The following is a 22,111-nucleotide window of genomic DNA, read 5'->3' as shown; positions in this document are numbered from 1 at the left end:
GTCTTGACGACAGGCACCGCTGGCCTACTCGCTGGCGATACATTGGCTGGACTGAGGGCAGTTTGGCCAAAGTAGTCATTCCTCGAGTCGACTCTGAATGACTACTTTACGCAATATTTTGGACACGCGTTTCTCTCGTTGTACCAAGTTGCTTCGAAAGGCTGGACCGTTGAGTTAGCTTGGCCATCATCCTCTTGTTTTGTTTCTTTAGCAGAAGGTTACAACGAATAGAAACCTGTATCTATTGCCGGACTTCTGATCAGACTTGTATTGAATTAATCATGCGGTATCGTCGTAGGCTGATTAGTGACACCAAACGGTATGTGAACTGACGGAGCCACGGCACTCGCGGACTTGACATGACCGGGCTGGTCATCAAAGAAAATATGAGGTTTCAGCACTCCCAACACTTTGCCCTTTTCAATCCCTCCAAGAAAAAACGCGTCATTGGCCATTACCCCCCAGCTCTTCAAAGTTTTTAGAGCACGTTCGTGGGACGGTGCGTTTCTTGCGGTCACAATCGATACGCGAATCCGATTTTCGTACCCTGGATTCTGTTTCTTGTACGCTTCCTCTGCCGACTGAATTTTTGAAATTCTAACTAGAAACTCTTTGAGTGGTCCAGGGTTGTGAGGCAGCATAACGTTCTTTACTTCGTGGTCGTGAAATGCTATTAAGCCCGATGACTGCATGACCGACTCTGACTCATCGCCGGCCAGAACCCCATCAAAGTCAAAGGCGATACGGAGAGTCTTGTCGTTCTCATCGTCATCGAATTTAGAATTAAGAACCTGTCCTGCGGGGTAACCTAGACAGATGGCCGCATCAACGTCTGGCTTATGGCCAGAAAGAAAAAGGGCAATATTCAGTGCGGGAATATACTCGCATGGCGAACGTCCTTGCATAAATATCGCCCTCGTCATGCTCAAGCCATAATGTTCAATTGTTTTCATTACACGTAACCCGGTATCTGGGTCGTTCCGGGAGAGCAGCACAACTTCAACCAACGGATCCGATGAGCTTGGACTGAGGTCGTTGAGTGCCAATAGGCGCTTAATGAATGGATAAGCGATTCCCTTAGGCAACGGAAATTCGAGATTCTTCTCTTGATACTTACGATACTGCTCCTCTCCTTCACTACGAAACACTGCATCAGATTCACTTAGATCAAAGACTGCGCTAGATGCGACACCAATGACTAGCCGATTATCAAGTTCGTATGGCACTTATACCCTCCTGTAAGCTACTTCCAACCACCCAACATCTGGTTTGCCCTGCATCCTTCCAAGTCAGGTCACCAGTCCTCGCAAAAACTCCGTTAGTGCCTTCTTGGGGTCATCCTCCTCTGAAACAATCATTTCGATTCCCCAATGGCTCAAAACTTCCTGCGCCACCGGGTTCGGACGATTCATGAATATGTAGGATTTTGGCCTAGCAGATACAAGGGTTGAGCGCCTCCACATCTCGGTGAGACGATAGAATAGGAGGCGGATATTGACATCGTTCAGGCTGTAGCCGATAAAGAGAACCGAACTACCCAACACGTCATGGCGGAGTTTGATATCTAACGGTGTATCGAAGTCCAGTCGCTGAAAATAGCTGGTTTCGTCAAGGACTAGCGAGTCATCTGAGTCGAAGTCGCCATGGAGTTTGATGATCTGTCGAAGACCATTCGTGACGGAAACAAGATCAGCGACACTGGCGATTTTGTCGTACTCCACACAGAACGTATCGTGGGCAAGCTCCAGCCATCTATCATAATTGGTGGTATATATCCGAGAGAAATTTCCTTTGGCAATCAGCTCATGAATTTCTGACTTGGCAATGTTGATGGTCGGCTTATGCCACTCACGGTCCATCCAGCTGCGTAGTGGCCCTAATCCCCCTTTCTTCTTTTTGTAGAACTCAGCAAGGGCCAGAGGGGTGCCGTAGGTAGAGAATATTTTCGAGTCATAACCAAGTTCCTCCGCGATGTGATCAATCAATGCGCTCCAATTCGGCAGACCAAGGTTGGCAGAAACACCGGCGCCCACAAAGAGCATCAGCTTGCCAGTACGATGCATATCAAGCAATTCGTCATTCATTTCTTGCCTTTCGCGGATTCGAGATGGGCAGCAAACAAGTCCAGTGCTTTGCGGCGCATGGATATCTCGTCTTTGGCTGCCCCCATCTCAGCGAACGTCCGAGTACTACCTTCCGGAACGAAGACACAGTCCCACTGGAAGTCAGTGGGGCCGGCAGCTGTGCTAGGTACTGTTCCGTTGATCGCCCCTTCGAACATATGTATTTTGTGACCATCGCAGTACCCAAGTACCGTTTTGGCGGTGACCCTGGCGTCGCCAAGTCCAGCTACTAGATTGACGAAACGGTCCGCCTCAAGCCTATCCCAGAAGATCTGTGTTAAGCCTGCGGGAAGTCCATTGAGACCGCTCAAGTACAAACCGGTGTGCTCGACAAACAGCGGGCGGCCAATGGCCTCGAAAGCTTTGGTTAGTTTGTCACGCACTAACTTCTCGACGTCCTCGGTTTGAAGTTCCTCTATCTTCCTCGACACTGGCACGATGTCTACGCCTACGGGGGCAAGTATCCGCTGCACTTCTGCAATCTTGTGCTTATTGCCCGACATGAATCGGATTCTCAATCTATTTCCTCTATAAATGAATAGCGTTTGGCAACCTCATACTGTTGTCGCATATCGGCGATCGATAGGCCTTCTGCCATCGCAGTGGCTTGGTCGTCTGCAAGACCGCGCTGGTGGATTGCTGGATTATCCGAACAAACAACAAACGGAACTCCATATTGACGGAACTGCTGAAGCGGATGAGCCTCGTTCGGAGGAACTGCCCCAGTGAGCCAATTGCTGATTGGGCACACCTCGATGCAGATACCCTTGGAGGAAAGCATCTCTAGTAGCTTTGGATCCTTGCCTGCCGCAGTCCCATGGCCGATACGATCAGCACCGAACAGCTCAACAGCAGACCAGACGTTCTCTGTGCGGCCAGTTTCACCCGCATGAATCGTCACTCCGAGTCCGAACCTGTCTTTGGCTTCCCGAAAAAGCAGAGGCAACTCAGCTGGGTACCCAATTTCCTCATCTCCTGCCAGGTCGAGACCAATCACATCTTTGGGCTTACCAAGGTATTGATAAGCTTGCAAGAGTGTAGATAGGCTAATCGCACCGCAGTCGCCACGCGTTACCGTAAGAATAAGGCCGCGACGAATACCGTGACGCTGTGCGGCCTTCCCAGTCGATTCGATCAAGCGTTCGAGTGCCTCTGTTGGCGAGCATTTCTGAAGCGTCGTGAGGTAGAGAACGCTGCTCCGGAGCTCAACGAAGCGTACATTGTTGTCAGCCAAGCCCTCAAAGATCGAGAATGCAAGGCGATCAAGATTTTCGCGTTTCTTTGGGAAAAGTCGCAGCACTTGCCAAGGCGTCAGGTATTCCGCCAGCGACTGACAGGGTGCTGTCCGAAGCAAATCTCTCTCGAACTCGAATCCAGTTGGCAGTGCTATAGCTTCGTCAGTCAGGATTTCTCGAATGGTTGGTGCCGGAATTGCACCGTTCAGATGCACATGAAGTTCCCCGCGGTCGGGTACGTCCGTGCACTTTCCGTTGTCGCCCAGCTCCTCGGCAAAACCGTTATTACTCAGCATCCCAGGCAGCTCAAGTTGCCATTGATCCAGTGTGCGTTCCTCAGCTCTTTCAAGTATCTTGTTTGCGTCCATACCCTTCAGTATAACGCCCAGTCATTCCATTTGAATATTTAAACAGAGTCACGAGTGGGACACGTATCTGCCGAACAAGATGAGAAAACGTCCATGTCAAGGCCATTCCTGGCTGTACGGCAGCTAACCATTACATAGCAGCTCGACTCCGACCAAAGGCTGAAAGTCGGCGAAGGCCGACAAACTGCCCGTTTAGAGACCATGATGCACAAAATCCTGCGCAAGCAACCCACAAGCAGACACCTCAGAGCACTACAGCCATCCACGCAACCACACCATCCGCGCCACTCCTAACGCCACGCCGGCAAGCATAAAAAAGAAGCCGGCCTCTGCACGAAGAGAGCCGGCCCAGAGGCGGAGGAGTACGCCGGGGGAAATATCGTCTTGCCTGGCCGCGCTCAGCGGACCACCGTCTCCACCGCCCAGCCGTTGTTCTTCACCACCGACAGCGTCACCGGCGCTTTCAACAGATTGCCGTTGGGCGCGAAGGCGAAGTCCGCCGTCACGCCGCTGTAGCGGATGGCGGCCAGCTTGGGCAGGTATTTGGCCGGCTCCACCGAGCCCGCCTGCTTCATCGCCGCGGCCACCAGCATCACGCCGTCGTAGAACTGCGGCCCCAGCAGCACCACGTCCTGATGGAAGCGTTCCTTGTAGCGACGTTCGAACGCCTTGCCGGCCGGACGGGCGGCGAGCACGCCGCCGGCCACCGCCGAGTAATGGCCGGCCGCGTCGGCGCCGGCCAGCTGGATGAAGGTGGGCGTGTTCAGCATGTCGCCGCCCATCAGCCTGGCCTTCAGCCCCAGCCGCTTCATCTGCTTGACCATCGGCGCGGCCTGGGCGTCGGCGCCGCCGTAGAACACCACGTCCGGATTGACGGCCTTCAGCGAGGTCAGGATGGCGGTGAAGTCGGTGGCCTTGTCGGTGGTGAATTCGCGGCGCGACACCTTGCCGCCGTTGGCGGCCACCGCCTTGACGAACTCGTCGGCGATGCCCTGGCCGTAGGCGGTGCGGTCGTCGATGGCGACGATGCTCTTGGCCTTCAGCGTCTTGACGGCGAACTGCCCCAGCGCGCCGCCGACCTGGCTGTCGCTGCCCACCAGGCGGAAGGTGGTTTTGTAGCCTTGCTGGGTATAGGCCGGGTTGGTGGCGACCGACAGCTGCGGGATGCCGGCGTCGGAGTATAGGCGCGAGGCCGGGATGGACACGCCGGAGTTGAAGTGGCCGATGACGGCCTTCACGCCGGCGTCCACCAGCCGCTGCGCCGCCTGGGTGCCGATGCGCGGGTCGGCCTGGTCGTCCTCGGACACCAGTTCGAACTTGATCTTCTGCCCGCCGACCACCAGGCCCTTGGCGTTGACATCGTCGACGGCCATTTTGGCGGCGTTTTCATTGTCCTTGCCATAGTGGGCCTGCGGGCCGGACAGCGGCGAGGCGAAGCCTATCTTGACCACGGTGTCGGCATCGGCCGCCGCCATGGCGAACGGCGCCATCATGCCGCCCAGCGCCGCCACCCAGTTCCACTGCGCAAACAGTTTGTTCCAAGCCATCAGATGTCTCCTTTATTGCTGCATTGACCAGGGCAAGCCACCCGGCCCGCCCTGCTACCGCCCTCCGCCGCGGCCGGTCTGCGCCGGCCTGGAACGGAGTCAAAAACGAGATAGCCGATACGGCCGCATGTCCAGCGCCGGCGCCCTGCCCTGCAGCATGTCGCGCAGCAGCGCGCCGGTGGTGGCCGCCAGCGTCAGGCCCAGGTGGCCGTGGCCGGTGGCGAACCACAAGCCGGGCAGCGGCGCCGGACCGATGATGGGCACGGTGTCCGGCAGCGACGGGCGGTTGCCCATCCACACCGTCATGTCTTCGGTGGAGAAATCGCCGACGATGCGCCTGGCCTTGTCCAGCAGGATGTGGGCGCGGCGCCAGTCCGGCGGGGCGTCGCGGTGCGCCAGCTCCACGGTGCCGGCCAGACGCAGGCCGCCGTCGGCCATCGGCAGGATGACGAAGCTCTCGCTGGCGCACTGGATGAAGTGGCGCAGCGCCACGCCGGCCTTGGGCAGGTTGACGTGGTAGCCGCGCTCGCTTTCCAGCGGCACGCGGTATCGGTGCTGTTTGACGAAGCGGTCGCTCCACACGCCGCAGGCGATCACCACCGCGTCGGCGCGCAGGCGGCCGTTGCCAGCCGTTTCCACGCCGGCGACGCGGCCGTCCTCGGTCGCCGTGGCCAGCGCCTCGTCCCGCACAAAGCGGCCGCCCTCGCCGATGAAGGCGTCGAACAGGCCGCGGCTGAAAACATGGGGATCGTCGACATGGGACCACGCCGGCACCTTGACCGCGTAGCGCCATTCGTCGCGCAGCGCCGGTTCCTCGTCGCACAGCGCGCCGCGATCCAACGCCTGCCATCGCACGCCATGGCGGCGCTTGGCGTCCCAGTCCGCCGCGGCGGCGTCGAACTCCTCCCGGCTGCGGTACAGCGTCAGATTGCCGTGCCGTCGCCACAGATGGCCCAGGCCGGCCCGCTCTATCAGCTCGGCGTAGTCATCGTTGACCCGGCCCAGCAGCGCGGCCAGCGCCTGCGTCAGCTCGGCCACGCGGCGCGGCCGGCTGGCGGCGAAAAAACGCAGCAGCCACGGCGCCAACGTCGGCAGATAGCGCCAGCGCAGGGCCAGCGGCCCCAGCGGGTCCAGCATCCAACCGGGCACCTTGCGCAGCACACCCGGCTCGGCCAGCGGGATCACGTCGCTGACGGCGAAGGCGCCGGCATTGCCGTAGCTGGTCTCCATCGCCGGCTCGCCGCGGTCCAGCAGCGTCACGTCGAAGCCGGCCAGCCGCAGCTGCAAGGCGGCGGCGATGCCGACCACGCCGGCGCCGACCACGATGACTGCGGCGCCGGGAGCAAGGGGCGGCGTCATCGCTCAACCCTCCCGAGCGCCGTCCAGCAGGCGGCGCAGCGCCAGCGGATTGGCGTGTCGCAATGCCGGCGGCAGCAGCGCGTCCGGCAAGTCCTGGTAGCAGACCGGCCGCAGGAAGCGCTGGATGGCCGCCGTGCCCACCGAGGTGGCGCGCGCGTCCGAGGTGGCCGGGTACGGCCCGCCGTGCACGATGGCGTCGCACACTTCGACGCCGGTGGGCCAGCCGTTCACCAGAATGCGGCCGGCCTTGCGCTCCAGCGTGGGCAGCAGCCGGCGCGCCAAGTCCAGATCGCCGTCGTCCAGCTGCAGCGTGGCGGTCAGCTGGCCTTCCAATTGCTCGGCGAACCGGCGCAGCTCCGCCGCGTCCCGGCATCGCACGATCAGCGCGGCGGCGCCGAACACTTCGGCCCGCAACGCCGGATTGGCCAGATAGTCCTCCGCGTCGGCCAGCCACAGCTGGGCCTGACACTGGTTGGGCCCGGTGGCCGGCAGGCCGGCGGCCAGCGGCCGGGCATGGCCGGACCAAGCGTCGACGCCGGCCTGGTAGGCGCGGAAGATGCCCGGCGTCAGCATGGTCTGCGCCGGGCTGCGGCTCAGCGCGGCGGCCGCGGCGGCGATGAAGCCGTCCAGCGCCGGCCCCTGCTCGGCGACGATCAGGCCGGGATTGGTGCAGAACTGCCCCGCCCCCAGCGTCAGCGAGCCGACGAAGCCCTGGGCCAGCGCCTCGCCGCGCGTCCGCAGCGCCGCCGGCAGCAGGAACACCGGATTGGTGGAGCTCATTTCCGCGTAAACCGGAATCGGCTCCGGCCGGCTTTGCGCCAGCCGGCACAAGGCCAGCCCGCCGCCGCGCGAGCCGGTGAAACCGACCGCCTTGACTCGCGGATCGGCCACCAGCGCCTGCCCCGCTTCGCGGCCGTCGCCGAACAGCAGCGCGAACACGCCGGCCGGCAACCGGCATTTTTCCACCGCCCGCACGATGGCTAGCCCCGCCAGCTCGCTGGTGCCCGGATGGGCGCTGTGGGCCTTGACGATGACCGGGCAGCCGGCCGCCAGCGCGGAGGCGGTGTCGCCGCCGGCCACCGAGAAGGCCAAGGGGAAATTGCTGGCGCCGAACACCGCCACCGGCCCCAGCGCCACCTGGCGCTGGCGCAGGTCGGCGCGCGGCAAGGGCTGGCGCTGCGGCAGGGCCGGGTCCACCCGCGCGTCCTGCCACTCGCCGGCCCGCAGCGTGCGGGCGAACAGCCGCAGCTGGCCGCAGGCGCGGCCGCGCTCACCCTGCAAGCGGGCGCGCGGCAAGCCGGTCTCGGCCATCGCGCGCCTTATCAATTCATCGCCCAGCGCCTCGATCTCGTCGGCGATGGTTTCGAGCAAGCGCGCCCGCGTTTCCGGCGCGGTTTCGCGGTAGGCGTCAAACGCCTCCCAGGCCAATGCGCAGGCCTGCTCCACCTGTTCGCGGTCCGCGCCGGCATAGCCCGGCTCCAGCGGCTGATCGGCGGACGGGTCCAGCGCCCGTATCATGTCGCGGCGGCCGGCGACGGTCTGCCCGCCGATCAGCATCTTGCCTGTCAGATTCATCATGTTTCCTGCGTGAATAAGGGACCGGCCGCGCCGCCAAGGGCGCGGCGGGGATGGAGACTCAGGCGACGTTCTGCTCGGCCGACCAGTTGCGGTACCACTCGCGGAACAGCGCGTACTGGGTTTCGGCATAGCGGCGCTGGGCGGCGCTCAGCGCGTCGGTCTCGTTGAAATGCAGCGCGTATTCCTGGTCGCCGTTCAGCACCATCAGGTGCTTGTAATACAGCACCAGGTCGCAGCCCTCGTCGAAGGAAGACAGCACGGCCAGCGCCGATTCCAGCTCGTGCGCGCGGCGGCGGGCGACGGCGTCCCCTCTGGCCGCCGCCTGGCTCAATGCCACCAGGTGCAGCACTTCGCGCGGCAGCGCGTTGCCGATGCCGGTGATGGCGCCGGTGGCGTTGCAATTGACGAAGCCGTGCACCACCTGGGTGTCCACGCCCACCATCAGCGTGACCTCGTCGTCCTGGGAGGTGATGTGCTCGGCGGCGTAGCGCATGTCGGCGGCGCCGCCGAACTCCTTGAAGCCGATCAGGTTGGGATGGGCTCGGCGCAACTCGAAGAACAGATCGGCGCGGGTGGCGAAACCGTAATAGGGGCTGTTGTAGATCACGGCCGGCAGCTGGGGCGCGGCGGCCAGGACGGCGGAGAAATGCGCCTTTTGCGCGGCCGGCGACGCGCCGCGCGACAGCACGCGCGGGATCACCATCAGGCCGTGCGCCCCGACGCCGGCGGCGTGGGCGGCGTGGGAAACGGCCTCGCGGGTGTTGACGGCGCCGGTGCCCACTATCGTCGGCACGCCGGCGGCCACCAGCCGCGCCACGCCCTCCTGGCGCTGGGCCTCGCTCAGCAGCGGCCAGTCGCCCATCGAGCCGCAGTACACCACGGCGCGCATGCCCAGGGACACCAGCTCGCGGCCCTTGGCCACCAGCGCGTCGAAGTCAGGCTGGCGCGCGGCGGTGCACGGGGTCATCAGGGCCGGGATGCAGCCGGTGAAAATGTTGTCGCTCATTGTCTTGCTCCTTGCGGCATTCATTCAGGTGGTAGAGGTAGAGAGAGGCGCGGGCTCAGATGCCCCACGCGAACGGGTCTTCTTCGTCTATCAACAGCGTGGCGCGGGCCGTGATGTGGGCGCGGCCGGTGATGTAGGGGCGGATGAAATCGCCTTCGCGCTGGTAATGTCCGGTGAAGCGGCTGCCGGTGATGCCGGCCTGCACCCACGCCTCGCCTTCCGCCAGCTTGCCGTCGGCGGCCAGGCAGGCCAGCTTGGCGCTGGTGCCGGTGCCGCAGGGGGAACGGTCGTAGGCCTTGCCGGGACACATGACGAAGTTGCGGCTGTCGGCGTGTTCGTCGTCGGCGAACAGTTCGACATGATCGATAGGCGCGCCGTCGGCGCCGGTGATGCCCTGCGCTGCCAGCGCCTGCATCGTGGCCCAGCTGAACGCGCTCAGCGCCGCGACATTGTCCAGCCGCACGCTCAGGCCATGCTCGGCCACCAGGAAAAACCAGTTGCCGCCCCAGGCGATGTCGCCGGTCACCCGGCCATGGCCGGGCACCTCCACCGCCGTCTGCCGGCGGTAACGATAGGCCGGCACATTGCGCAGCGTCACCGAGCCGTCCTCATGCAGGACGGCGTCGACCGGCCCCACCGGGGTATCGATCTGGTGCGTGCCGGGCGCGATGCGCCCCAGGTAGTGCAAGGAGGCGATCAGGCCTATGGTGCCGTGGCCGCACATGCCCAGATAACCGGTGTTGTTGAAGAAGATCACCCCGCAGGTGGCGCCGGGCGAAACCGGCTCGCAATACAGCGCGCCGACCAGCACATCGCTGCCGCGCGGCTCCAGCAGGCAGGCGCGGCGCCATTCGTCATGCCGCTCGCGCAGCGCGTCGCGCTTGTCGGCCATGCCGGCGTCCGGCAGCGCGGGAAACCCGCTCAGCACCAGCCGGGTGGGCTCGCCCCCGGTGTGGGAGTCTATGATCTCCATCTGCTTCATTCGCTTGTCCATTCCCAAACCCCATCCAGTCCGGCAGATTGCGCCGCCGTGTCGCAGACCTTTGATTCCATTGAATCTCCACGCCGCATCCGCATTCGCTTCCACCCCGCTAGCATGGCTGCGTTGCCGTCGGGAATCTTGATGGTTATCATCAATTGCGATGACGAAATCGGCATAGTTTGCGTTTCAACAGGCGTGGACTCGCGCGACGGGCCGCAGGCGGATGACACGAAAGAACATTCGGGATGACGACGCGGCAAGGCGCGCCGACCAGCAGGCGCGGCGCCTGGCCCATCAGGAAAGGCGGGAACGATGACGAGCGCGACCGTGGAAAACCTCGCCCGCTGGCGCGACGAAATCCGCCCGGCGACGATAGCCGGGCTGCTGGCGGGCATCGCCCCGCTGCTGCCGGTGCTGGACCTGATCCCCAATGCGGCCATCTTCATCAAGGACAGACAGGCGCGCTATCTCTGCGCCAACCGGACGCTGGTGCAACGCTGCGGGCTGAAGGATTTGCAGCCGCTGCTGGGCAAGACCAGCGCGGAGGTGTTCCCGGCCCAGCTGGGGCCGGCGTATACGGCGCAGGATCTGAAGGTGCTGCAAGACGGCCTGGTGCTGGAAAGCCAGCTGGAACTGCATCTGTTCAAGAACCGGGAGCCGGGCTGGTGCCTGACCTACAAATGGCCCTTGCGCGACCGGCATGACGAAATCATCGGCCTGATAGGCATTTCGCTGGACCTGCAGGCCGCCAGCAAGACCCACCCGGCCTACAAACGCCTGGTCGCGGTGGACGAGTTCATCCGCCGCAACTTCAGCCAGCCGGTCACGATGGCGGAACTCACCGGCATCGCCGGCATGTCCGCCGCCCAGCTGGAACGCTACTGCAAGAAGGTGTTCCACCTGTCGCCGCGGCAGATGATACACAAGGCCAGGCTGGAACACGCGCACCGGCTGCTGCATCAGGACATGGCCATCACCGAAGTGGCCCTGCGCTGCGGCTATGCCGATCACAGCGCCTTCAGCCGGCAGTTCAAGGCCTTGACGGGCCTGACGCCGCGCCAGTACCGCCAGCAGCTGGGCAAGAACGACATCGGCCTCGGCGCCGAATAGCCCAGCGCGGCGGCGTTGGAGCCGCTCAGACCGTCCGGGAATGGACCAAGCGCCGCAGGTCCATCGACAGCCCGGCCAGTTGCGAGGCGGTTTGCAGGGTCTGGGTCGAGCTGGTCTCGCTCTCCTGCGTCGCCTGCGCCACTTCGGACACGGCGGTGCGCACCTGATCGGCCGCGGTGGCCTGCTGCTTGGTCGACAACTCGATCTCGCGCACGGCCTCGGTGGTGGTGGTGACCAGATCGGCGATCTGCTTGAAGGCCGTGGCCACTTCGGCGAATTGGCGCGCGCCCTGGTCCACGGCCTTGGCGCCGCTCTCGGTGGCCATCACCGTGGTGTTGACGGCGCCGCGCACATCGTCGATCTGGGTGCGTATGTCCTTGGTCGACGCCGCGACCCGGTCGGCCAGCTTGCGTATCTCCTCCGCCACGACGGCGAAGCGGCGCCCGGCCTCGCCGGCGCCACTGGCTTCGATGGTGGCGTTGATGGCCAGGATATTGGTCTGCTCCGCCAGCTCGGACACGATGTCGAGCACCGCGCCTATCTCCTGCGACTTGCGGCCGAGATCCAGCATGTGGCTGACCACCAGGTCGGTCTGGCGACGGATGCCGGCAATGGCCTCCTGCCCTCTTTCCACGGTACCTCCGCCGCTGCGCGCCGCCGCCGCGGTCTGCTCGGCGATCTGCGCCACCCTGCGGGCGCTCTCGGCGATCTGCCGCGAAGTCACGCCCAATTCGCTGATGGTGGTGCTGATCTCGCTCATCGCGCTGGCCTGCTCCTTGGCCCCTGACGCCTGCTGGGTCGCGGCGGCCTGCAGCTCCGCCGACGAGCTTTGCACGTGCCCGACCGCCATCCCCAGCCGTTCCGTCAGCGAGCGCGTGATGGTGACGCCGGCGCCGATCACGAATAACAGGCACAGGATGGTGCCGGCGACGATGGTCGTCTTGGCGTTGCCGGCGGTGGCGTCGGTGTCCGCCTCGCGCTTGCGCAGCAGCTCGCGCTCCTCGCGGCTGATCTGCTCGGACAGCGCGCGCAGGGCGTCCATGTATTTCTTGCCCTCACCGGACAGGACGATCTTCAGCGCTTGATCGGCATGGCCGGCCTTGCGTAGATCGACGGTGCGCTTCAGTTCATTGAACTTGTTGTTCACCAGCGCCTCGACCTGGCCTATCTTGGCCTGCTGGCCGGCATTGTCCGCGCTGAGGACGCGCAGCTCGGACAGCACCGCCGGCATGCCGGCGACGGCCGCCCGGAACGGCTCCAGATAGGCCGGATCGCCGGTCAGCAGATAGCCGCGCTGGCCGGTTTCGGCGTCTTTCATCATGCTGACCAGGCCGGACACGCGCTCCAGCACCTTTTGCGTATGGGTAACCGAGCCGGCGGTGGCGATCAGCACGCTGATGCTCCAATACGCCGCGATCCCGATCGCGACCAGGAAGGTCGACGATACCGCGAAGCCAAACGCCAGTTGCCAGCCAAAGGTCCAGTTCTGCTTCATGACTGCTCGCTCCCTGTGCAGGTCGATAGGTCCGCCCATCGTTGGATCATTTCCGCTCCGGCGCCTGCTGCGGACCGAGCAGGCGCCCGATCTCGGCGACGAAACGGAGGTAATCGATAGGCTTTTCGATATAGCTGTCGAAGCCGGCCGCCAGCATGCGCTCGCGGTCGCCGCTCATCGCGCAGGCGGTCAGCGCCGCCACCGGTATGGCCCGTGTCCGCGGATCGTCCTTGAGGATGGCGACCGCCGCGATGCCGTCCATCTCCGGCATCTGGACATCCATCAGCACCAGGTCCGGCAATTCCCGCCGGGCGATGTCGATGCCGTCGCGCGCCCGCTCGGCGCAAAACAGCGTGTGTCCTTCGCTTTCCAGTATCGCGCGGGTCAACAGCATATTGCCCGGCGTGTCATCGACTACCAGTATCCGCGCCATCATCCACCCCGCTTATCCGATCGACCGGCGCCGCTTCTGCGGTCCGGCGGCGCGCGGCCTGCTGCAGCGCGCGCCCGACTTCGAACAAGAACTGCCTCCGGTCGAAACTACCCTCTTCCATCGCGCCCAGCGCCTGCCGGCTCAGCCGCCGCCTGTCGTCGGCGCCGACGCTGTCGCCGCTCAAGACCAGGATGGGAATGGAGGCCGCGGTCAGCTTGCGCAGCGCCGCCAGCACTTCGAAACTGCCGATATCGGACAGCACGAGGCCGATGATCAGCAGGTCCGGCCTGACATTGCGCATGGCCGCGACCGCTTCGGCGCCATCGCCGCAGCACAGCACCCGGCAGTTCAGCTCGGCCAGCTCGTCGCTCAGCTCCGCGCCGGTGGCCGCGTCGTCGACTATCATCACGGTCGGCGCCGACGCGCGCCCATCGCCCAGTCCCAACGCGCGCACCGCCTCGCGCAGCCGTTGCGGCGGCACCGGCTTTGGCAGCAGCTGCGCGGCGCCCATCACGCAGGCCTTCATCTCGTGGGCCGCGATGGCGGCGATCACCACCGGCACATTCGTCAGCAGCGGATGGCGCTTGATCCGGTCCAGCGCCGCCCAGCCGCTGGCGTCGGGCTGCAACAGGTCCAGCGCGATCAGGTCGGGGGGGGCGGCCAAGTCCGTCCCGACATCGCGCGCGATGTCGACCGCGAAACCTATCCTCTCCAGATGGGCCTGGAGCAGTTCGGCGGCGCGCGCGTCGTCCTCTATCACCAGCGCGCGGCGGGGCGCGGCGCCCTGCGGCGGCGCGGCGGGCCGCAGCGGCAGCCAGATGGAGAATCGCGACCCGAGGCCGGGCGCGCTGCTGACGCCTACCGTTCCGCCGTGCAATCCGGCCAGCCGGCTGACCAGGGCCAGCCCCAGGCCGCTGCCCTCGTGCCGGCGCGAATTGGAAGAGTCGAGCTGGCTGAAGCTTGCGAACAGCGCCGGCAGGTCGGCGGCGGCGATGCCGACGCCGCCGTCCCGGACGCGCACTTCCAGAAACGCCTGCTCGGGCCCTTCCGGCAACGGCAACAGCCGCTTGGCCCACTCGCCGCCTTCGCCGTCCTCTCCGGATCCGACTTCGCCGCGCTGCGCGCGGTGCAGCGACAAGGTCACGCGGCCGCCGTCGCCGCTGAATTTGACGGCGTTCGACAGCAGGTTGTAGACCATCTGCCGGAACTGGCGCAGGTCGAGCTGGACCGGCTCCAGCGACGCGCAGGGCAGGAACTCCAGGGCGATGCCCCGCCGCGCCGCGCTGTCCTGCACGATGGACAGGCAGGCGCGCAGCACCTCGTTGGCGTCGACAGGCTCCGGCCTCAGCTCCATCTTGCCCGCCTCCACCTTGGACAGGTCCAGGATGTCGTTGATCAGGCTCAGCAGATGGCGGCCACTGGCCAGCACATGGCCGACATAGGTGTTCTGCTGGGGGCTGAGCGGGCCGGTGACGCCGCGCGTCAGCAGTTCGGAAAAACCGATGATGGCGTTCAGCGGCGTGCGCAGCTCATGCGACATATTGGACAGGAACTCGGACTTGAGCCGGTTGGCCTGCTCCAGATCGCGGTTCTTCCGCTCCAGCTCGGCCAGCAGGACGGCGCGGCTTTCCGCCAGCGCGCGCGCCGCGCGCGCCTCGGCCGCCTCCAGCTCCTTGCCCATCTGTTCGGCGCGGATGCGGCGGTTCTCGTCTTCGAACTGTTTGCGCCGCAACTGGGCCCGCACGCGCGCCTTGAGCACATCGAACTCGCTGGACTTCAGCACATAGTCGTCGGCCCCGATGGCCAGACCCTCTATCATCGCGGCCCTGTCCTCCACCGCCGTCAGCATGATCAGCGGAATATCGCGCGTCGCGGCGTCGCCCTTCAGCCGCGCGCAGGTCTCGCTGCCCGACAGTCCGGGCATCAGGCGGTCCAGCAGCACACAGTCGACGGTTTGCACCTTGAGCAGCTCCAGCGCCTGCTCGCCCGACTCGGCCTGGATCACGTCGTAGCCCTCGTCGCCGAGCACCTCGGCCAGCTGGTGCAGATAACTCGGGCTGTCGTCGACCGCCAGAATGCGCCTGCCGGTCTGCTGCGGCGCCAGATTGCCCGCGTCGTCGACATGGCGCAGCACGGCCGCCAGCCGCGCCAGCAAAATGCCGGCGTCGCCGTCCTTGCGCACGAAGGCGTCGGCGCCGGCGTCCAGCGCGTGCAATTCGGCGCCGTCCTCGTCGTCGCCGGTCAGCAGGATGCAAGGAACGGTGCGCAAAGCCGGGTCCAGCCGCAGCTTGCGCACCACGGCGGCGCCGTCGATGCCGGGCAGCACCCGGTCCACGATCAGCGCCGCGGGCCGGCGCGACTCCATCGCCCGCAAGCCTTCCTCGCCGCTATGGGCAAGCGCCACCCGATAGCCCTGTTCGCGCAGCAGCGCCGCCAGCTGCTCGCGGTAGGTCAGGCTGTCGTCTATCACCTGGATCAGCGGCGCGGCGTCGGCCGGCATGGCCCCCGCCGCCAGCAACTGCGCCGCGCGCGCCACCAGGCCGTCCCGGTCGTAGGGCTTGCCGACGTAATCATTGGACCCGGTCTGCATGCCGCGTATGCGGTCGCTGACCTGGGCCTCGCTCGACAGCACCATGACCGGCAGGCAGGCGCCCGCGGCGGTGGCCCGCACTTCGCGCAGCAGCTCGATGCCGTCGCCGTCGGGCAGCATGACATCCAGCACCATCAGGCCGACGGCCTGCCGCGCCATCGCGGCGCGCGCCTCGGCCAGCGTGGCGCAGGCGATGGTCGCTATCCCGCGCTCCTCGAAGGCCTCCTCGAGGTCGGCCCGCACGGTCAGGCTGTCGTCGACGATGAGCACCGGGGCCGTCATGGCGCCCGCTCCGCGCCCAGCGCGGCCAGCGCCGGGCCGATGTCGGCCAGCGGCAGGATGCGCTGCGCGGCGTTCAGCAACACCGCTTCGCGCGGCATGCCGTATACCACGCAGCTGGCTTCGTCCTGCGCGATCGTCAGACCGCCCGCGGCGCGCACGGCCAGCAGTCCGCGCGCGCCGTCCTGCCCCATGCCGGTCAGCAGCACGGCGGCGGCCGCCGCGCCGCACTCCCGCGCCACCGACTCAAACAGCACGTCGACCGACGGCCGGCACGACAGGCGCTCCGGCCCCGCTTCGCACACCAGCGTGCCGCCGCGCAGTTCCAGATGCAGCCCCGGCGCCGCCAGCACCACGCCGCGCGCCGGCAGCGGCTGGCCGTGGCGCGCCAATCGCACGTCCAGCGCGCAATGGTCGTCCAGCCAATCGACGAAGGCATGGCCGAACGGTTCGGCGATGTGGATGACCACCAACAGCGGCAGCGGGAAATCCGCCGGCAATCCGCCGAGCACATCGACCAGCGCGCTCGGCCCGCCCGTCGACGCCCCCAGCGCCACCAGCCGCATGCTCTGGCGCGCCGCCGACACGCAAGGCGCGATCGGCGGCGGGCTCTGGCCGGTGCGGCGCCCGCGCAAATGCGTGACCACCTTGACCTTGGCCACCAGCTTGAGCATGGCCAGGTAATGCGCCTCCCAATGCTCCTGCCCGGGCATGGGTTTCTCGATCACGTCCAGCGCTCCGGCGGCCAGCGCCTCGTAGGTGCGGAACAGCTCGCCGCGGTTGACCGAGGACGAGACCACCAGGATAGGGGTCGGGCAATAGGCCATGATGTACTCGGTGGCGGCCAGTCCGGTCATCACCGGCATCATCATGTCCAGCGAGATCACATCCGGGCGCAGCGCCAGGCACAGCTCGATGGCCTGCTTGCCGTCCTCGGCCTGGCCGACCAGCTCGAAGGCCGGATCGGCCTCCAGCAGTTCGCACAAATGCATGCGCACCGTCAGCGAATCCTCCACCACCAGCACCCGCAGTCTCGTCATCGCGGCATCAGCTCCCCGATCTGGGCCAGAAACGCGGCCTGATCGAATTCGTTCTTGACGATGTAACCGTCGGCGCCGGCATCGCTGCCGCGCCGCTTGTGCTCGGCCGTGTCGAGCGAGGTCACCAGCAGCGCCGGGATGTCGCGCAACTGCGGGTCGGCGCGCAACTGCCTGATGAAGCCGAAGCCGTCCATGCCGGGCATCTCGACATCGACCAGGAACAGCGCGTAGCGATTCTGCCGCGCCAGCTCCAAGCCCTCCTCGGCGGAGGTCGCCTGCGCCACCTGATAACCGGCCGATTCCAGGATGCTGCTTTCCAGCATGCGGGTCGTCAGCGAATCGTCGACGATCAGGATGGGCGGACACGGCGTCGCCGCCTCCCTGTCGCCGCGGCGCCGGCTCAGCGCGCCGCCCAGCTCCTCGGGGTCCAACACCATGCGCGGCTCGCCGTCGACGTCCAGATACAGGCCCAGCACCATGGGGTCGACGGCCGTCAGCGGGGGAAGCGCGCGCAGCACGACGCTGTCGACCCCGCCCAGGCGGTTGGTCGCCAAGGCCAGGCGCCCGCCCTCGCCGATGACCACCGCCGTCACCGCGCGCGGCGAGCGCGGCTTGGCGGCCCCTCCCGCCTGGCCGACGGACAGCGGCAGCAAGGGCAGCAACCGGCCTTCATACACGATGGCGTCGCCGTCCGCCGTGTCGACCACCTGTTCCCGCTGCACCCGCAGCGTGCCTCGCACGGCGTCCAGCGGCAGCGCCACGGTCTGGCCGTCGGCCTCGACCAGCAATACGTCCAGCGCCGCCAGCGACAGCGGCACGCACAACTCGAACGTCGTGCCGGAGCCGTCGCTGCTGACGCTGGCCTGGCCGCCCAGCTTGGCCATCGCGGCGCGCACCACGTCCATGCCTATGCCGCGCCCGGACAACTCGGTCACCTCGCTGCTGGTGCTGACGCCCCCGTCCAGCAGCCTGGCCAGCAGCGCGGCGTCGTCGGCCGGCGCGTGCTGGCCGCGCTGCGCGAGCGCGGCGCGCAGCGCGGCCCTGTCGATGCCGCGGCCGTCGTCGCGGAGGCGGAACCACGCCATATTGCCGCGTCGGGCGACGTCCAGCGCGATGCGGCCGGACACGTCCTTGCCCGAGCCGACGCGCAGGCCCGGCGTCTCGATGCCGTGCGCCACCGCGTTGCGCACCAGTTGAAGCAAGGCGCCCAACACCGCGTCGAGCACCTCGCCGTCCATGCGCAATTGGCCGCCGCAGGCTTCGAACACGACTTGCTTGCCGCAACTGCGGGCGGCGTCGCGCGCGCAGCGCTCCAGCACGGTGAAGATGCCCCCGACCGGGATCAGCCGCAGTCGCTCGGCCGCATCGCGGGTCTGGCGCAGCTCGCGGTCCATTCTTTCCGCCCCGCCGGCCATCCTGCGCTCCAGCGCGTCCAGTTGCGCCGCCAGCGCCCTGCCGCCGCGGGACGCCGCCTCGCCGGCCGTCAGCGCCAGCTCGCGCAAATCTTTCAGCGTGTCGACGGCGCGCCTGATGTCCGCCAGTTCGGTGCCGATCTCGCCCAGGCCCTCCAGCAAGGCGTCCACTTCCAGCACATCGGCCCGGACGATGCGCTGCGGCGCCTCCGCCGCCGGCACGGGCTCGCTGTCGGCGTCGTCGGCTTCAGCCGACGGCAATTGGCCCAGCAGCGCGCTCACCTGGTCGCAGGCGCCCAGCAACTGGTCGACGGCGCCGCCCGGCACCGGCGCGTCCGACGAGCGCTGCGACGCCAGCAATTCCTCCATGCCATGGACCAGGTCGGCGATCCGCGCCTGCCGCACGACCCTCGCCGCGCCTTTCAGCGTGTGGGCCCAGCGCAGCAGCAACGACACCCGCTCTTCGTCCCAGCCGCCCTGTTCCAGCGCCAGCACGCCCTTGCTCAGCTGCTCGACGAGTTCCCGCGCCTCGATCCTGAAATAACGGTAGGGGTCTTTAGCCATCGCGTGCTCCCGGATGGCGCCGGACGGAAGCGCGGCGCGCGCTCATGGATGTCGTCCCTGCGGTGAGCGGGCCGCGCGCGCTTCGATCTGCGCGGCCAGCGCGCCTATGTCCAGCACGGGCACCACGCCGGCCTCGGTGCGAACCCCCTCGAGCGACCGCCGCGGGCCGGCGGCGTCGGCCGATGCGATCCACTGTCCGGGGCTGGCGCTGATATGCGACTCCAGGACCTCGAAAGCCAGCGCCAGCGGCGCGCTGCCCTGCACCAACACCATCCAGCGCGGCGCGGCGCTGGCGGCCTTGCCCAGCAACGCGGCCAGCTGATACACCGGCACGATCTGGCCGCGGAAGCTCGTCACCCCGAGCAGCTCGGGCAGCGGACCGGGCAGCGCCAGAATGCGCCTGTCGGCGTGCAGCCCGCGGATGTCGGCCAGACGGATGGCGTAGGGCTCGTTTCCTGTCCGTATCGTCAGCAGCTTGACGCCGCCGGCGGTCGGCAAGACGGGCGCCAAGGCAAACGAGCGATCGAAGGCCTCGCGCAGGGCGGCGGCGCTTTCCGCCAGGCCGGGCGTCATAGCGAGACTCCCAGCGCGGCCAGCTCGACGCGGCAAAGGTCCACCAGGGCGCTGCGCGGGAAGCCGCCGCCGAACAGCGACAAGCGGGATGGATCCTCATGCTGCAACAGGATCAGGGCCTGGGCCAGATCGCGCCGCGCCGCCTCGAGTTCGGCCATGCGCCGCTCCAGCACGCCGACGTGCAGCCGCGCCAGCGCAAAGCCCGGATCCAGATGGACGGCGCTGCGGTAATGCAGCAGCGCCGCCGGATTGTCGCCGCCCTCTTCGCAGCACAGGGCCAGCACATAGTGGGCGCCGGCATTGAGCTCGTCGCGCGCCAGCAGGGCGTGGCAGATATCCTGCGCCGCCGCCAGCGCGCCGCTCTGGCTCAGCGAGACGGCCTTCGGCAGCAAGACGTCCGGATCGTCCGCATGCGGTTGCGGCAACGTCCCGGCCTGGCCCGGGCCTGGCTCGAACGGCTCCTTGCGCGCGCAGGACAAGGGGTGGCGCAGATCGGGCTGCGCCGGCGGATCGCCAGCCGCCGTAGGCGCCGCCACCGCCAGCGTGTCGATCCGCCGGGCCGCGCGCGCGATCACATCGCCCCATGCCGGCTCATCCGGCAGCAAGGGCAGGAAGGGGCCTCCCGTCGATGCCGGCGGGCCGGGTCTCGCCGGCGGCGCGAGTTCTCCGACGTGCAACTTGCGCCGGTAATAGAAGGTGGCGTGGGTATGGCAAAGATGGAAATCGTTCGACAGGCCCCGAAGGGTTTCCGCATGTCCCAGGAACAGATAGCCGCCGGGCGAGATGGCGCCGGCGATCCGCGCCACCGCGGCCTGGGCCTGGTCCGGCCGGAAATACATCAGCACATTGCGGCAGAATACGATGTCGTAGCTGCCCGGCGCCCATAATTCCCCATCCTCCCGCGCCAGGTTGCGCCGCTCGAAGCGCACCGAGCGGCGCACGCCCTCGTTCAGCGCGTAGAACGCGCCATCGCGGACGAACCAGCGCTCCCGCATCGCCGGATTCACCTCGCGCAGAGACCAGGCCGAATAGCGCGCCGCCTCCGCCTTGGCCAGCATGGCGGGATTGGCGTCGATGGCGCGTATCTGCGCGCTGCCGGCGCCGACGGCTTCGCGCGCGGCGATCGCCAGCGTGTACGGCTCCTCGCCCGAGGCGCAGCCCGCCGACAATACGCGCACGGGCAGGCCCCCGCGCGCCTGCAGGCAGGCCGGCATCGCCACCTCGGCAAAAGCCTGGATCTGCTCGTTATTCCGGTAGAAATACGTCTCGGTGATGGTCAGATCGACGGCGAGCCTGTGCAGGACCTCGAACGGCCTGGGCTCCGCCGCCAGCATGGCCAGGTAGCCCGCCAGGTCCCTGCCGCCATGCCGGACCAGCACGCGCGCCAGATTGCCCAGCTTGCTTTCGTCGAACTGCAGGCCAAGACGGTCGGCGATCAGTTCGCGGAACTGCGCCACTTGGGAAGGCGACGGCTCGATGCTCATGCCGCGCCATCCCCGGCCGCCAGCGCCTCCCACATATCCTCCGGGATCAGGCGGCCGGCGCGCAGCACCAGCAGCAACTCGGCGTCCAGCGTCGCGATCGATTGCACCAGGCCGTCATCGCCGCCGCCCAGCAGCGGAGCGATGTCGGCCAGCGCGACGGCCGGGAGCCGCCGCACGCCGATGACGCCGTCCACCGCCAGCGCCAACTGGCGCTCTCCCAGTGTTAGCGTGACGAAACGCGATATCCGCGTCGACAGCGCCGAACCCACCAGGCGCGCGCAATCGAGCACCGGCACCGGCGCGCCGCGTATCAGCGCCAGCCCCAGCAGGAAGTCCGACATCGCGGGCACCGGGTCGATCGGCAGCGCGCGCATGGTTTCGCGCACATGCGTCAACGGCAGCGCGCACAGACGATGGCCGCTTCGGCACAACAATACGGAAAGCAATGATTTGCTATCGAATGCCATGGATATCCATTTCACTGAGCAGCAGAACAATCACTCGCGACATGCAATGCCGGCGCCGGCCCCCGCAGCGATCAGGGAACAGCCGATGCCCTTATGAAGATTACACAAGATTCGGGCCGAAGATTAGCTTTATTGCATAAACTCCTGCCTATCCAAGCCCACCTCCCAGGCAGGATGGACGGGTACCGCAAGCGCCTGGATCAGGTTGAGGGACTTCGCATTCGCTCAATCATGAAAAATGATGGACCGCGCTGCTGATATGCAGATTGAAGCGCGGCGGACACCGCCGCGCTGGCGGAAGCCATACGCCAAGAGACGTGCACTTCCGCGGCCGTGTAGTCGCTCTTCTAACGGATAGACAAGCTGAATGGCAAGTGCGACGCCCTCGTCTCGCTGGACCGTCGACGGGCGCGGCTGCGCGCGAGCGCGGACTTGGCGCAAAGCCGCTGTCCCATCTGGAAATACG

General features: G+C 66.3%; 18 protein-coding genes. 1 reads left to right on the top strand and 17 read right to left on the bottom strand.

The genetic code is table 11. The features are described 5' to 3' along the window. Positions 1-275: 275 nt before the first annotated feature. From WNM05_RS10510 to WNM05_RS10470, 9 genes are all read right to left on the bottom strand, one after another. Positions 276-1,226: a 5'-nucleotidase gene (locus WNM05_RS10510; protein ID WP_434634818.1), complete on the bottom strand. Its 951-nt coding sequence runs from the start codon at positions 1,224-1,226 to the stop codon at positions 276-278. 63 nt (positions 1,227-1,289) lie between these two features. Next, complete coding sequence (locus WNM05_RS10505; protein WP_434634816.1) at positions 1,290-2,084, bottom strand: SIR2 family protein; 795 nt, start codon at positions 2,082-2,084, stop codon at positions 1,290-1,292. Beyond that, entirely contained in the window at positions 2,081-2,626 is a 546-nt protein-coding gene (locus tag WNM05_RS10500) for a non-canonical purine NTP pyrophosphatase (protein WP_434634814.1), read from the bottom strand. The genes WNM05_RS10505 and WNM05_RS10500 overlap by 4 nt, the downstream gene beginning before the upstream one ends. Before the next feature lie 11 nt (positions 2,627-2,637). After that, complete coding sequence (locus WNM05_RS10495) at positions 2,638-3,726, bottom strand: adenosine deaminase family protein (protein ID WP_434634812.1); 1,089 nt, start codon at positions 3,724-3,726, stop codon at positions 2,638-2,640. A 398-nt stretch (positions 3,727-4,124) separates the two neighbouring features. Further along, entirely contained in the window at positions 4,125-5,273 is a 1,149-nt protein-coding gene (locus WNM05_RS10490; protein WP_434634810.1) for a branched-chain amino acid ABC transporter substrate-binding protein, read from the bottom strand. 99 nt (positions 5,274-5,372) lie between these two features. Beyond that, entirely contained in the window at positions 5,373-6,632 is a 1,260-nt protein-coding gene (locus tag WNM05_RS10485) for an NAD(P)/FAD-dependent oxidoreductase (RefSeq protein ID WP_434634808.1), read from the bottom strand. Between the two features lie 3 nt (positions 6,633-6,635). Continuing rightward, positions 6,636-8,210 carry an aldehyde dehydrogenase (NADP(+)) gene (locus WNM05_RS10480; protein WP_434634806.1) on the bottom strand — a complete coding sequence of 525 codons (1,575 nt, stop codon included), beginning with the start codon at positions 8,208-8,210 and terminating at the stop codon, positions 6,636-6,638. 58 nt (positions 8,211-8,268) lie between these two features. Beyond that, on the bottom strand, positions 8,269-9,216 hold the full coding sequence (locus WNM05_RS10475; protein WP_434634804.1) for a dihydrodipicolinate synthase family protein: 948 nt from the start codon (positions 9,214-9,216) through the stop codon (positions 8,269-8,271). A 55-nt stretch (positions 9,217-9,271) separates the two neighbouring features. After that, the gene (locus WNM05_RS10470) at positions 9,272-10,198 is read right to left on the bottom strand and encodes a 4-hydroxyproline epimerase (RefSeq protein WP_434634803.1); all 927 of its coding nucleotides are present in this window, start codon (positions 10,196-10,198) and stop codon (positions 9,272-9,274) included. Positions 10,199-10,510: 312 nt separating this feature from the next. Between WNM05_RS10470 and WNM05_RS10465 the strand changes: the two genes are divergently transcribed. Next, positions 10,511-11,308, top strand: a complete 798-nt coding sequence (locus WNM05_RS10465) for a helix-turn-helix domain-containing protein (RefSeq protein WP_434634802.1) — start codon at positions 10,511-10,513, stop codon at positions 11,306-11,308. A 25-nt stretch (positions 11,309-11,333) separates the two neighbouring features. Here the strand turns inward: WNM05_RS10465 and WNM05_RS10460 are convergent, their stop codons facing one another. The 8 genes from WNM05_RS10460 to WNM05_RS10425 are packed head-to-tail and all read right to left on the bottom strand — an operon-like array spanning position 11,334 to position 21,645. Then, positions 11,334-12,803 carry a CHASE3 domain-containing protein gene (locus WNM05_RS10460; RefSeq protein WP_434634800.1) on the bottom strand — a complete coding sequence of 490 codons (1,470 nt, stop codon included), beginning with the start codon at positions 12,801-12,803 and terminating at the stop codon, positions 11,334-11,336. A gap of 46 nt (positions 12,804-12,849) precedes the next feature. After that, entirely contained in the window at positions 12,850-13,236 is a 387-nt protein-coding gene (locus WNM05_RS10455) for a response regulator (protein ID WP_434634798.1), read from the bottom strand. After that, positions 13,211-16,108 carry a response regulator gene (locus tag WNM05_RS10450; protein WP_434634795.1) on the bottom strand — a complete coding sequence of 966 codons (2,898 nt, stop codon included), beginning with the start codon at positions 16,106-16,108 and terminating at the stop codon, positions 13,211-13,213. Before WNM05_RS10450 ends, WNM05_RS10455 begins: the two co-directional genes overlap by 26 nt. Further along, positions 16,105-17,145: a chemotaxis-specific protein-glutamate methyltransferase CheB gene (gene cheB, locus WNM05_RS10445; protein WP_434634792.1), complete on the bottom strand. Its 1,041-nt coding sequence runs from the start codon at positions 17,143-17,145 to the stop codon at positions 16,105-16,107. Before cheB ends, WNM05_RS10450 begins: the two co-directional genes overlap by 4 nt. Further along, a complete protein-coding gene (locus WNM05_RS10440; RefSeq protein ID WP_434634791.1) occupies positions 17,142-19,121 on the bottom strand; it encodes a hybrid sensor histidine kinase/response regulator in 1,980 nt (659 codons plus the stop codon). Before WNM05_RS10440 ends, cheB begins: the two co-directional genes overlap by 4 nt. 42 nt (positions 19,122-19,163) lie before the next feature. Beyond that, positions 19,164-19,694 carry a chemotaxis protein CheW gene (locus WNM05_RS10435; RefSeq protein ID WP_434634788.1) on the bottom strand — a complete coding sequence of 177 codons (531 nt, stop codon included), beginning with the start codon at positions 19,692-19,694 and terminating at the stop codon, positions 19,164-19,166. Beyond that, the gene (locus tag WNM05_RS10430) at positions 19,691-21,178 is read right to left on the bottom strand and encodes a CheR family methyltransferase (protein ID WP_434634786.1); all 1,488 of its coding nucleotides are present in this window, start codon (positions 21,176-21,178) and stop codon (positions 19,691-19,693) included. The genes WNM05_RS10435 and WNM05_RS10430 overlap by 4 nt, the downstream gene beginning before the upstream one ends. Further along, entirely contained in the window at positions 21,175-21,645 is a 471-nt protein-coding gene (locus WNM05_RS10425; RefSeq protein ID WP_434634785.1) for a chemotaxis protein CheW, read from the bottom strand. Before WNM05_RS10425 ends, WNM05_RS10430 begins: the two co-directional genes overlap by 4 nt. Positions 21,646-22,111: the final 466 nt, after the last annotated feature.

The sequence above is a fragment of the Chromobacterium sp. CV08 genome (genome assembly GCF_051129845.1).
GTDB lineage: Bacteria > Pseudomonadota > Gammaproteobacteria > Burkholderiales > Chromobacteriaceae > Chromobacterium.
This window is presented reverse-complemented; position numbering and strand designations above follow the sequence as displayed.

Excerpts from the sequence above, each read along its gene's own strand:
- cheB (WP_434634792.1), bottom strand. The coding sequence starts at position 17,145 with ATGACGAGACTGCGGGTGCTGGTGGTGGAGGATTCGCTGACGGTGCGC.
- WNM05_RS10480 (WP_434634806.1), bottom strand. The coding sequence starts at position 8,210 with ATGATGAATCTGACAGGCAAGATGCTGATCGGCGGGCAGACCGTCGCC.
- WNM05_RS10495 (WP_434634812.1), bottom strand. The coding sequence starts at position 3,726 with ATGGACGCAAACAAGATACTTGAAAGAGCTGAGGAACGCACACTGGAT.
- WNM05_RS10435 (WP_434634788.1), bottom strand. The coding sequence starts at position 19,694 with ATGACGCCCGGCCTGGCGGAAAGCGCCGCCGCCCTGCGCGAGGCCTTC.
- WNM05_RS10490 (WP_434634810.1), bottom strand. The coding sequence starts at position 5,273 with ATGGCTTGGAACAAACTGTTTGCGCAGTGGAACTGGGTGGCGGCGCTG.
- WNM05_RS10450 (WP_434634795.1), bottom strand. The coding sequence starts at position 16,108 with ATGACGGCCCCGGTGCTCATCGTCGACGACAGCCTGACCGTGCGGGCC.
- WNM05_RS10430 (WP_434634786.1), bottom strand. The coding sequence starts at position 21,178 with ATGAGCATCGAGCCGTCGCCTTCCCAAGTGGCGCAGTTCCGCGAACTG.
- WNM05_RS10485 (WP_434634808.1), bottom strand. The coding sequence starts at position 6,632 with ATGACGCCGCCCCTTGCTCCCGGCGCCGCAGTCATCGTGGTCGGCGCC.
- WNM05_RS10475 (WP_434634804.1), bottom strand. The coding sequence starts at position 9,216 with ATGAGCGACAACATTTTCACCGGCTGCATCCCGGCCCTGATGACCCCG.
- WNM05_RS10465 (WP_434634802.1), top strand. The coding sequence starts at position 10,511 with ATGACGAGCGCGACCGTGGAAAACCTCGCCCGCTGGCGCGACGAAATC.
- WNM05_RS10460 (WP_434634800.1), bottom strand. The coding sequence starts at position 12,803 with ATGAAGCAGAACTGGACCTTTGGCTGGCAACTGGCGTTTGGCTTCGCG.
- WNM05_RS10500 (WP_434634814.1), bottom strand. The coding sequence starts at position 2,626 with ATGTCGGGCAATAAGCACAAGATTGCAGAAGTGCAGCGGATACTTGCC.
- WNM05_RS10505 (WP_434634816.1), bottom strand. The coding sequence starts at position 2,084 with ATGAATGACGAATTGCTTGATATGCATCGTACTGGCAAGCTGATGCTC.
- WNM05_RS10440 (WP_434634791.1), bottom strand. The coding sequence starts at position 19,121 with ATGGCTAAAGACCCCTACCGTTATTTCAGGATCGAGGCGCGGGAACTC.
- WNM05_RS10425 (WP_434634785.1), bottom strand. The coding sequence starts at position 21,645 with ATGGCATTCGATAGCAAATCATTGCTTTCCGTATTGTTGTGCCGAAGC.
- WNM05_RS10470 (WP_434634803.1), bottom strand. The coding sequence starts at position 10,198 with ATGAAGCAGATGGAGATCATAGACTCCCACACCGGGGGCGAGCCCACC.
- WNM05_RS10455 (WP_434634798.1), bottom strand. The coding sequence starts at position 13,236 with ATGGCGCGGATACTGGTAGTCGATGACACGCCGGGCAATATGCTGTTG.